The sequence below is a fragment of the Streptomyces kebangsaanensis genome, assembly GCF_001906585.1.
GTDB classification, from domain to species: domain Bacteria; phylum Actinomycetota; class Actinomycetes; order Streptomycetales; family Streptomycetaceae; genus Streptomyces; species Streptomyces kebangsaanensis.
Window position 1 is genome coordinate 14,205 of sequence record NZ_JUJA01000032.1, and the last position, 10,447, is coordinate 24,651.

At 71.0% G+C, this 10,447-nt stretch carries 8 protein-coding genes and 1 pseudogene; 6 read left to right on the forward strand and 3 right to left on the reverse strand.

Annotated features, from left to right (window positions below; all coding sequences use genetic code 11):
• Together RH94_RS42085 and RH94_RS02865 are read left to right on the forward strand one after the other, a co-directional pair.
• Positions 1 to 1,733, forward strand: a pseudogene (locus RH94_RS42085) (sacsin N-terminal ATP-binding-like domain-containing protein); the annotation flags it as partial.
• 159 nt (positions 1,734 to 1,892) lie between these two features.
• Positions 1,893 to 2,816 (forward strand): hypothetical protein, encoded by a 924-nt coding sequence (locus RH94_RS02865; RefSeq protein WP_073946083.1) that lies wholly within the window; start codon positions 1,893 to 1,895, stop codon positions 2,814 to 2,816.
• Between the two features lie 21 nt (positions 2,817 to 2,837).
• Here the strand turns inward: RH94_RS02865 and RH94_RS02870 are convergent, their stop codons facing one another.
• Both RH94_RS02870 and RH94_RS02875 read right to left on the reverse strand, forming a co-directional pair.
• A complete protein-coding gene (locus RH94_RS02870) occupies positions 2,838 to 5,264 on the reverse strand; it encodes an HAD-IC family P-type ATPase (RefSeq protein ID WP_073946084.1) in 2,427 nt (808 codons plus the stop codon).
• A gap of 201 nt (positions 5,265 to 5,465) precedes the next feature.
• On the reverse strand, positions 5,466 to 5,750 hold the full coding sequence (locus RH94_RS02875) for a DUF2530 domain-containing protein (protein WP_073946085.1): 285 nt from the start codon (positions 5,748 to 5,750) through the stop codon (positions 5,466 to 5,468).
• Positions 5,751 to 5,976: 226 nt separating this feature from the next.
• On the opposite strand from RH94_RS02875, the gene RH94_RS02880 reads away from it, so the two are divergent.
• Positions 5,977 to 7,428 (forward strand): NCS2 family permease, encoded by a 1,452-nt coding sequence (locus RH94_RS02880; protein ID WP_073946086.1) that lies wholly within the window; start codon positions 5,977 to 5,979, stop codon positions 7,426 to 7,428.
• 68 nt (positions 7,429 to 7,496) lie between these two features.
• On the opposite strand, the gene RH94_RS02885 is transcribed toward RH94_RS02880, so the two are convergent.
• Complete coding sequence (locus RH94_RS02885) at positions 7,497 to 7,679, reverse strand: ribbon-helix-helix protein, CopG family (protein ID WP_073946087.1); 183 nt, start codon at positions 7,677 to 7,679, stop codon at positions 7,497 to 7,499.
• A gap of 154 nt (positions 7,680 to 7,833) precedes the next feature.
• Here RH94_RS02885 and RH94_RS02890 point away from each other — a divergent pair, with 154 nt between their 5' ends.
• The 3 genes from RH94_RS02890 to thpR all read left to right on the forward strand — a co-directional run bounded on the left by RH94_RS02890 (position 7,834) and on the right by thpR (position 10,362).
• A complete protein-coding gene (locus RH94_RS02890) occupies positions 7,834 to 8,271 on the forward strand; it encodes a MarR family winged helix-turn-helix transcriptional regulator (protein ID WP_073946088.1) in 438 nt (145 codons plus the stop codon).
• Positions 8,272 to 8,467: 196 nt separating this feature from the next.
• Positions 8,468 to 9,742: an MFS transporter gene (locus tag RH94_RS02895; protein WP_073946141.1), complete on the forward strand. Its 1,275-nt coding sequence runs from the start codon at positions 8,468 to 8,470 to the stop codon at positions 9,740 to 9,742.
• A 47-nt stretch (positions 9,743 to 9,789) separates the two neighbouring features.
• Complete coding sequence (gene thpR, locus RH94_RS02900; protein ID WP_073946142.1) at positions 9,790 to 10,362, forward strand: RNA 2',3'-cyclic phosphodiesterase; 573 nt, start codon at positions 9,790 to 9,792, stop codon at positions 10,360 to 10,362.
• Positions 10,363 to 10,447: the final 85 nt, after the last annotated feature.

The window sequence follows — 10,447 nt, forward strand, 5'->3', positions numbered from 1 at the left end:
GGCTGGCCGGGCTGGAGAAGGAGCCCGGCTGGTGGCGGCGGCTGTACGACAGCCTCGCGGGCATCGACCCCGACCGGCTCTCCGGGCTGCCCGTGCCGCTTGCTGGGGGTACCTCCCAGGCGTTCAGCACTGGGGGAGGCCGTACGGCCCTCGGGCCCCGGCAGGTCCTGCTGCCCGCCCCCGACGCCGCCCGCGTCGACCCGGAGGTGCTCGCCCGGCTCGGCCTGAAGGTCGCCCACCCGGACGCCGCCCACCCCGTCCTGGAGAAGCTCGGCGCCCTGCCCGCCACCCCGCGCGCGGTGCTCACCACCCCGCAGGTGCGGGCCGCCGTCGCCGCCTCCCTCGACGAGGACACCGGCGGCTGGGACGAGGACACCCCGGACGCCGAGGAACTCGCCGACACCGTCCTCGCCCTCGTCCGCGACGCGGGCCTGGAGCCCGGCGACGAGCCCTGGCTCGGTGCGCTCGCCCTGCCCGACGAGGACGGCGAACTCGCCCCGGCCGGTGAACTGGTCTTCCCCGGCGGCCCGTTCGCGCGCGTCATGCATGAAGGCGAACTTCCGGCCGTGGACGCTGAGTTGGCCGAGAAGTGGGGCGAGCAGCCGCTCGCCGCGTGCGGTGTGCTGGTGGACTTCGCCCTCGTGCGGGCCACGGACGTCGTCCTCGATCCGGACGAACTGGATCCCAGGGAAGGGGATTTCCCCGAGCCGGACGACCCCGGGCTGCTGGACGCGGTGGACGTGTGGTGCGAGGACCTCCTCGACCGGTTCCCGGACACCCCCGTGCCGCCGGTCGCCACCGAGGTCGTGGCGGTACGGGACCTGGACCTGGTGGACGACGACCAGTGGCCCCAGGCCCTCGCCCTGCTGTCCCGGCCGCCGCTCAGGGACGCCCTCACCCAGCCGGTGCGGATCCTGCTCCCCGACGGCACCCACGAGATCGTCCGGCCGTACACCGCCTGGTGGCTGCGCGGCCACCCGGTGCTCGGCGGGCGCCGCCCGGCCGGTCTGCGGGCCGCCGGCTCCGACCCGCTGCTGCGCGGCCTGTACGACGAGGCGGACGCCACCGGCTTCGACGACGAGCAGGTGCTGCGGGCGCTCGGCGTCAGGACGTCCGTCGCCGCACTGCTCGACGAGCCGGGCGGCGCCGCCGAACTGCTCGACCGGCTCGCCGACCCCGAACGTCCGGTGACCTCCGCCCAACTGCACGCCCTGTACGGGTACCTGGCGGAACTCGACCCGGAACAGGTCACGCTGCCGGAGGAGGTGCGGGCCGTGGTCGACGGCCGGGTGGAGGTCGTGGACGCCGCCGACGCCGTGGTGTGCGACTCCCCGGACCTGCTGCCGTTCACCTCCGGCGTCCCGCTGCTGCCCGTACGGCCGTCCCTGGCCGCCGGGCTGGCCGAGTTGTTCCAGGTGCGGCGGCTGAGCGAGTCCGTCACCGGCGAGGTCGACTCCGAGGGCACCGAGCACGACGTACCGGAGCCGGTACGCGTCCTGCTCGGCCCGCGCACGCCCGCCACGTACGTCGAGCACGAGGAACTCGTCGTCGACGGCACCGAGCTGGACTGGCGCCTGACCTCCGACGGCGTCCTGCACGCGGCCACCCTGGAGGGCGTGGCCGCCGGCCTGGCCTGGGCGTCCGGCCAGTGGCCCCGCCGCTTCGAGGTCGCGGCGCTGCTGGAGGACCCGTCCCGGACGGAGGAGCTGGCGCGGGACCGCTGGTTCGACTGACGGGCGTCCACGGAAAATCCAGGATTCGTACAACCATGTGTGCCGGTCGTGGATCTGATCCTGCGAGTCAAGCAGACTCCACGACCACTTGGGCCCGTGCCGAAGACGAACCGCGAGGAACGACCGGCGCCCGGCCCCTCTCCACCAGGAGAACAACGCATGCGTATACGAGCCACCGTGGCCGCCGTCACCGGCGCCCTGGCCCTCTCCGCCTTCGCCGTCCCGGCCGCGCAGGCCGCCGGTACCTCCCCCCACGGCGCGGACGCCACGAAGGTCCTCCGGACCACGCACGCGGCCACCTCCGGCAAGGCCGGGTTCAGCCCGAGCGTCGCCGACGATGACGAGCCCTACGCCCTGGACGTCACCTTCTCCAAGCTCAAGGTCGCCAAGGCGGTCAAGGTCGGCACCACCGGCCGCGTGTCCATCAGTGTCACCTACAGCATGAAGTTCGGCGCCGACGTGCCCGTGCGCGCCAAGGACTTCGCCACCCTTCCGCTCCTGTACAAGGGTTCCTCCGCCAAGCCGCAGAACGTGCTCGTGGGCGACAACGCCAAGTGCACCATCACTTCGGCGACCACGGCCGACTGCAAGGGCAGGATCGACGTCCACCCGGCCTACGGCGATCTGGACAACGCCGACGCCGGCAAGTGGAGCGCGGGCGCCGGGGCCATCGCGTTCAACGGCCAGAACCCCGAGTCCGACGACCTGGACTGGAGCAAGATCGGCATCGCCGAGAAGGGCGGCCTCGGCACCACGCTGATCCAGCGCGTCTCCAAGCTCACCGTCAACGCCACGCCCGAGCCGGTGAAGAAGGGCAAGACCCTCACCGTCACCGGGAAGCTGACCCGCGCCAACTGGAACACCAACAAGTACGCGGGTTACAGCGGCCAGTCGGTGAAGCTGCAGTTCCGCAAGAAGGGCTCCAGCACCTACACCACGCTGAAGACCGTCAAGACGGACTCCAAGGGCAACCTGAAGACCACGACCAAGGCCACGGTCGACGGCTACTACCGCTACTCCTTCGCGGGCAACTCGACCACCCCGGCGGTCAACGCCGCGGCCGACTTCGTCGACGTGAGGTAAGCCGCGCCGGACCTACCGGACCTAGACGGGGAAGCGGCGGTCGACCCACTTCCACAGGAGTTCCAGGACGGCCGCCGCCACCACGGCGATGCCCACCGCCAGCCAGGGCATCACCGTGCCGACCAGGTGCAGTGCGAAGAAGCGCTGCAGGGCCGGCACGAGCAGGACGAGGACGAAGGCCGCGCCCATCGAGGCCACCAGGGCGACGCGCCACCAGGTGTAGGGGCGGGCGATGATCGCCAGGACCCACATCGCGACCAGGAACAGCGTGAGCGTGGCCGCGCTGGTCTCCGCGTCCAGGGTGTCCGGGCCGGCGTAGTGGTGACGGGCGACCAGGTAGGTCACGAAGGTCGCGACGGCGGCCACGACGCCGCCCGGCAGTGCGTAGCGCATGACCCGCCGGACGAAGTGGGGTTCGGCCCGTTCGTTGTTCGGGGCGAGGGCCAGGAAGAAGGCCGGGACGCCGATGGTCAGCGTGGACAGCAGGGTCAGGTGGCGCGGCAGGAACGGGTACTCCACCTGTGAGCAGACCACCAGCACCGCCAGCAGCACCGAGTAGACCGTCTTCACCAGGAACAGCGTCGCGACCCGGGTGATGTTGCCGATGACCCGGCGCCCCTCGGCGACCACGGACGGCAGGACCGCGAAGCTGTTGTTCAGCAGCACGATCTGGGCGACGGCCCGGGTGGCCTCCGAGCCCGAGCCCATCGCCACGCCGATGTCGGCGTCCTTCAGGGCGAGCACGTCGTTCACGCCGTCGCCGGTCATCGCGACCGTGTGCCCGCGCGACTGCAGGGCGCCGACCATGTCCCGCTTCTGCTGCGGGGTGACCCGCCCGAACACCGTGGTCTCGTCGAGCACCCGGGCCATCGACTCCCGCTCGGCGGGCAGCCGGCGCGCGTCGACGGCGGAGCCGTCGAGGCCGACCTTCGCGGCGACCGCGCCGACGGAGACCGCGTTGTCGCCGGAGATGACCTTGGCGCGGACGTTCTGCTCGGCGAAGTAGCGCAGGGTGTCGGCGGCGTCGGGCCGCAGCCGCTGCTCCAGGACGACGAGGGCGGCGGGCGCGACGGTCCGGGCGACGTCCGGGGCGTCCAGGTCGCCGGTGGCGCGGGCGAGCAGCAGCACGCGCAGGCCCTGCTCGTTCAGCCGGCCGGTCTCGGCGAGGGCCGGCGCGTCGGCGGGCAGGAGGACGTCCGGGGCGCCGAGCAGCCACGTACTGGACTCGCCGTTGCCCTCGCTGAAGCTGGCGCCGCTGTACTTGCGGGCGGAGGAGAAGGGCAGCGACTCCACACAGCGCCACTCCTCGCTGTCGGGGCAGGCGTCGATGATCGCCTGCAGGGAGGCGTTCGGGTGCGGGTCGGACTCGCCGAGGGCGCCGAGGGCCTTGCGTATGTACGTCTCGTCGTGGCCGTCCAGGGCTCTCAGCTCGGTGACGTCCATGCCGCCCTCGGTGAGGGTGCCGGTCTTGTCCAGGCAGACCGTGTCGACGCGGGCCAGGCCCTCGATGGCGGGCAGCTCCTGGACCAGGCACTGCTTGCGGCCCAGCCGGATCACCCCGATGGCGAAGGCGACGGAGGTGAGCAGGACCAGGCCCTCGGGGACCATGGGGACGATGCCGCCGATGGTGCGGGCGACGGACTCCCGCAGGTCGCTGTTCTTCACCACCAACTGGCTGATGACCAGGGCGATCGCGGTCGGGACCATCATCCAGGTGACGTACTTGAGGATGGTGGAGATGCCGGTGCGCAGCTCGGAGCGGACGAGGGTGAAGCGGGACGCCTCCTCGGCGAGCTGGGCGGCGTAGGCGCCGCGGCCGACCCTGGTCGCCTGGAAGGCGCCGCCGCCGGCGACGACGAAGCTGCCGGACAGGACGGGGTCGCCGGGGCGTTTGACGACGAGGTCGGCCTCGCCGGTGAGCAGGGACTCGTCGATCTCCAGACCGTCGGCCTCGACGCAGGTGCCGTCGACGACGACCTTGTCGCCGGGGCCGATCTCGATCAGGTCGCCGAGGACGATCTCGGAGGTGGCGACCTCCAGGGCGGTGCCGTCGCGGCGGACCGTGGGGCGGACCTCGCCGATGAGGGCGAGGGAGTCCAGGGTCTTCTTCGCCCGCCACTCCTGGATGATGCCGATGCCGGTGTTCGCGATGATCACGAAGCCGAAGAGGCTGTCCTGGATCGGGGCGACGGCGAGTGTGATCAGCCACAGCACGCCGATGATCGCGTTGAACCTGGTGAAGACGTTGGCGCGGACGATCTCGGGGAGGGAGCGGCTGCTGCGGACCGGGACGTCGTTGATCTCGCCGCGGGTCCTGCGTTCCGCGACCTCGGCGGAGGTGAGGCCGGTGGCCCGGACCGTCGCCGGGACGGGCCCGGGGTGCGTGGGGTGCACTGGGTGCGTGGGGTGCATGGGGTCCAGCTCCGCGCCCGCGTCGGTGTGGGTCATGTCTCCGACGTTACGTGGGGTTGTGCGGCCGCACGCGTTGGAGGGGCGGAAGATCCGACCTGGGGAGGAGGGGAGTCGTGCGGTGGTCGTACGGCGGGCTCGGCCCACCCGCCCACCCGCTCGTCCCGGTGGGGTGAGGGGCCCCGCCCCTGGGACTCCGCCCCTGGGACTCCGCCCCGGACCCCGGCAGGGCTTCGTGCCCTACTCCGCCGGTGTCGGCTGTTCCGTCCGCGTGGATTCCTCCGCCGCCGCCCGCTTGATCGCCGCGTCCCGTTTCCGGACGTACCAGATGCCGATCAGGCCCAGGCCGCCGCCGGCCAGGCAGGTCCAGAGCCACCAGGTGTGGCCGTGGTCGTGGAACCAGCCGTAGAAGGGGAGCTGGACCAGGAAGAGGACGAACCAGACGATCGTGCCGCCGGTGATGGTGGCGACCACGGGGCCCTCCAGGGGCTCCGGCGCCTCGTGCTTGGGGGTCCACTTCGCCATGGGGATCAGTTTATGGCCCCCGCGGCCAACGGGGACCGCCCCTTGCGCCGCATAGGTCTACGCGCGGAGATGGTGTTTCCTGCTTCATATGTTCATACTGAAACAGTTCGAGTCTGGCCATTTCTTTTCGTAGGAATCTCCAAACGTGAGGCGACGGAGGTGTGGGGGAACCCGTCGGTCCAGACCCTGTACTCCGTACCCACCCGCATCCCCTGAGGTCATACGCATGTCCACCTCGGCCACCGCCAAGGCCCCCGCCCCCGAGCAGCCGGGAACTCCGCCGGCGTACGGTGCTCTCGACCGCTTCTTCAAGATCTCCGAGCGGGGCAGCACACTGTCCCGGGAGATCCGCGGCGGCTTCGCCACATTCTTCGCGATGGCCTACATCATCGTGCTGAACCCGATCATCCTCGGCAGCGCGAAGGACATGTACGGGCACCAGCTCAACGGCGGGCAGCTCGTCACCGCCACCGTCGTGACCGCCGCCTTCACCACGCTCCTCATGGGTGTCATCGGCAACGTGCCGATCGCGCTCGCCGCCGGCCTCGGGGTGAACACCGTCGTCGCGCTGCAGCTCGCGCCGCGCATGTCGTGGCCGGACGCCATGGGCATGGTGGTGCTCGCCGGCTTCGTCGTCATGCTGCTCGTGGCCACCGGGCTGCGCGAGCGCGTCATGAACGCCGTGCCGCTCGGCCTGCGCAAGGGCATCGCCATCGGTATCGGCCTGTTCATCATGATGATCGGGCTCGTCGACTCCGGCTTCGTCTCCCGCATCCCGGACGTCGCCAACACCACCGTCCCGCTCCAGCTGGGCGCCAACGGTCACCTCACCGGCTGGCCGGTCCTCGTCTTCGTCCTGGGTACGCTGCTCACGCTCGCGCTGATCGTGCGCAAGGTGCCCGGAGCGATCCTCATCTCGATCGTCGCGATGACCGTCCTGGGTGTCGTGATCAACGCCGTCGCGCACGTGCCCTCCTGGGGGCTCACCACCCCGGAGTGGCCCGGCAACCCCGTGTCGCCCCCCGACTTCGGGCTGCTCGGCCAGGTCAGCCTGTTCGGCGGTTTCTCCAAGGTCGGCGTGCTGACCGGCGTCCTGTTCGTCTTCACCGTGCTGCTGTCCTGCTTCTTCGACGCCATGGGCACGATCATGGGCATCAGCGACGAGGCCAAGCTGACCGACGCCCAGGGCCAGATGCCGGGCATCAACAAGGTGCTCTTCGTCGACGGCATCGCGGTCGCCGCCGGTGGCGCCAGCTCCTCCTCGGCCACCACCTGCTTCGTGGAGTCGACGGCCGGTGTCGGCGAGGGGGCCAGGACCGGCTTCGCCAACATCGTCACCGGCGGCCTGTTCACCCTGGCGCTCTTCCTCACGCCCATCGCCACCATGGTGCCGTCCCAGGCGGCCACCCCCGCCCTGATCGCGGTGGGCTTCCTGATCCTGGCCGGGGGGATCAAGGAGATCGACTGGGCGGACTACACGATCGCCATCCCCGCCTTCGTGACGATGGTGATGATGCCGTTCACCTACTCGATCACCAACGGCATCGGCATGGGCTTCATCACCTTCGCGCTGCTGCGCCTGGCGGCCGGCCGCGGCCGGGAGGTCCCGGCGGCGATGTACGTGGTGGCGGGCGTCTTCGCCTTCTACTACCTGATGCCTGCCCTCGGCCTGACCTGACCCGGCCTGCCCCGGCCTGATCGGGTCGGCCCGGTCGGCCCGGTCGGCCCGGCTCCCGCAGTGCCGGGTCATGTGACCCCGTAGAACTTCTCCGTCTCCTCGACGGCGGTCTGGAACCGCTCGTCGAAGTCATCCCGAATGAGCGTCCGGACGACATAGTCCTGGACGCTCATTCCTCTTTTCGCCGCATGGCCCCTGAGCCGTTCGAGCAGCTCGTGGTCGATGCGCACGCTGAGCACGCTGGATCCCATGCGGACGAGGGTCGCGGGATCTCTCGGCGGAAGGCGTCACGTTCCGTACCGGAGTCACCCGAAAGAGTGACGTGATCTTTCAGTGGCGGGCATCACGGGTGTAGGGGGTGTTTCCGGTGGTATTTAGCTAGAGTAATGAGTTACTCTAAAGAACATGCCGGACCTTAGCCGTGGCGACGACGCCGCCGCCGTGAACTCCCTGCGCTCCGCCGTGATGCGGCTGTCCCGTCGGCTCAAGCACCAGCGCGTCGACGAGTCGCTGAGCCCCACCGAGATGTCGGTGCTGGGCACCCTGTCCCGCTGCGGGAGTGCCACCCCGGGCGAGCTCGCCCGCAAGGAGCACGTGCAGCCCCCTTCGATGACCCGCATCGTGGCGCTGCTCGAGGGCAAGGGGCTGGTCCGTCTGGAGCCGCACCCCGAGGACCGCCGCCAGAAGGTGGTCACGAGGACCGCGCAGGCCGAGATCATGCTCGAGGAGAGCCGCGGCAGGCGGAACGCCTTCCTGGCCGGTCTGGTCGAGGGGCTGGACGAGGACGAGTGGGCGAAACTGCGCGCCGCCGCCCCCGTACTGGAGAAGCTCGCGCACCTGTAAAGCACGTCAGCCGAGGAGGCGAACCCTTTTGAGTACGGGATCCGGAGAAGACTCCGCCCCCGCACCGAACACCCAGAACAACCAGAACAACCAGAACGTTCAGAGCAGCCAGAACACCCGGAGCGTCCAGAGCGATCCGGGCGTTCAGGGCGACCACGACTCCCGGACCACCTCCGGCGCCCCTCGCAAGTCCTCGATGTTCAGCTCGCTGAGGGTCAGGAACTACCGCCTGTTCTTCCTCGGCCAGGTGGTCTCCAACACCGGTACCTGGATGCAGCGCATCGCCCAGGACTGGCTGGTGCTGAGCCTCACCGGCTCCTCCGCCGCCGTCGGCATCACCACGGCCCTGCAGTTCCTGCCGATGCTGCTCTTCGGCCTCTACGGCGGCGTCCTCGTCGACCGCCTCCCCAAGCGGCCCACGCTGCTCGTCACCCAGTCGGCCATGGCCGTCACCGGTCTCGCCCTCGCCGTGCTCACCCTCACCGGACAGGTGCAGGTCTGGCACGTCTACCTCGCCGCGTTCGCGGTCGGTCTCGCCACGGTCGTCGACAACCCGGCCCGCCAGTCCTTCGTCGCCGAGATGGTCGGCCCCGGGCAGCTGCAGAACGCGGTCAGCCTGAACTCCGCGAACTTCCAGTCCGCCCGTCTGATCGGCCCCGCCGTCGCGGGCATCATGATCACCGGCGTGGGCACCGGCTGGGCGTTCCTCGCCAACGGCCTGTCCTTCGTCGCCCCCATCGCCGGCCTGCTGATGATGCGCACCCGCGAGCTGCAGGTGGTCGAGCGCGCCCCGCGCGGCAAGGGCCAGCTCCGCGAGGGCCTGCGCTACGTCGCCGGACGCCCCGAGCTGATCTGGCCGATCGTCCTGGTCGGCTTCATCGGCACCTTCGGCTTCAACTTCCCGGTCTGGCTGTCGGCCTACGCCGAGGACGTCTTCCACTCCGGCGCCGGCGCCTACAGCCTGTTCAACACGGTGATGGCGGTCGGCTCGCTGGGCGGGGCCCTGCTGGCGGCCCGCCGCGGCACGGCCCGGCTGCGCCTGCTCGTCGCGGCGGCCGCCGCCTTCGGCGCCCTGGAGATCGTGGCCGCGCTGGCCCCGTCGTACTGGCTGTTCGCCCTGCTGATGGCCCCCATCGGGATCTTCGGCCTGACGGTCAACGTCACGGCGAACACCACCGTGCAGATGGCCACCGACCCGGCCATGCGCGGCCGGGTGATGGCCCTGTTCATGATGGTCTTCATGGGCGGTACGCCGCTGGGCGCCCCCCTCGTCGGCTGGATCACCGACGCCTACGGCGCCCGCGTCGGCTTCGCCTTCGGCGGCGCGGTCTCGCTCGCCGCGGCCGCCGCCATCGGCCTGGTCCTGACCCGCGCCGGCGGCCTGCGCCTGTGCTTCGGCTGGAACCGCGGTCACCCGCGTGTCGTCCTGGTCCCGCGCGAGCGGAGGAAGGAACTGGCGGCGGTGGCGTAGGCCGGGCGTACGCGTCCGGCCGGAGGGAGACTGGCTCCATGGGTTCCATGAGGCTCTTCGCCGCCGTCCTGCCACCCGAGGACGTCATCGGCGCGCTCGCGTACGAGATCGCCGGGTTGCGGAAGGCGCCCGGCGCGGACCGGCTGCGCTGGACGCAGCGCCCCGGCTGGCACTTCACCCTCGCCTTCTACGGCGAGGTGGACGAGGAGGTCGTACCGGAGCTGTCGGCACGCCTGGAGAAGGCCGCGCGGCGCACGGAGCCCTTCGCGCTGGCGCTGCGCGGCGGCGGGCAGTTCGGGCACGGCAAGGCGCTGTGGACGGGGGCGGAGGGCGATCTGGCGACCATGCGACTGCTGGCCGAGCGGGCGGAGGCGGCGGCCCGGAGGGCGGGCGTGCCGATGGGGGAGCACCGCTCGTACAAGGCCCACCTCACGGTGGCCCGCGGCCGGGGCCCGGTGGACGTACGGTCGTACGTCCGGGCGCTGGCGGACTTCACGAGCCCCGCGTGGACCGTGGAGGAGCTGGTCCTCGTCCGCAGCCATCTGCCGAAGTCCGGGGAGGCGGGCGCACAGCCCCGCTACGAGCCGGTCGCCCGCGGGCCACTGCGCGGGGCCGGTTAGTCTCGAATACGTGGACCCGAAAACCCGGAACCGGATCATGGCCGGTGCGCTTGTGCTGATGTTCGCCGTCGTCGCCCTGGCGGCC

Coding starts and splice junctions, on each gene's coding strand:
- RH94_RS02870 (WP_073946084.1), bottom strand. CDS start 5,264: ATGACCCACACCGACGCGGGCGCGGAGCTGGACCCCATGCACCCCACG.
- RH94_RS02895 (WP_073946141.1), top strand. CDS start 8,468: ATGTTCAGCTCGCTGAGGGTCAGGAACTACCGCCTGTTCTTCCTCGGC.
- RH94_RS02875 (WP_073946085.1), bottom strand. CDS start 5,750: ATGGCGAAGTGGACCCCCAAGCACGAGGCGCCGGAGCCCCTGGAGGGC.
- RH94_RS02890 (WP_073946088.1), top strand. CDS start 7,834: ATGCCGGACCTTAGCCGTGGCGACGACGCCGCCGCCGTGAACTCCCTG.
- thpR (WP_073946142.1), top strand. CDS start 9,790: ATGAGGCTCTTCGCCGCCGTCCTGCCACCCGAGGACGTCATCGGCGCG.
- RH94_RS02865 (WP_073946083.1), top strand. CDS start 1,893: ATGCGTATACGAGCCACCGTGGCCGCCGTCACCGGCGCCCTGGCCCTC.
- RH94_RS02880 (WP_073946086.1), top strand. CDS start 5,977: ATGTCCACCTCGGCCACCGCCAAGGCCCCCGCCCCCGAGCAGCCGGGA.
- RH94_RS02885 (WP_073946087.1), bottom strand. CDS start 7,679: ATGGGATCCAGCGTGCTCAGCGTGCGCATCGACCACGAGCTGCTCGAA.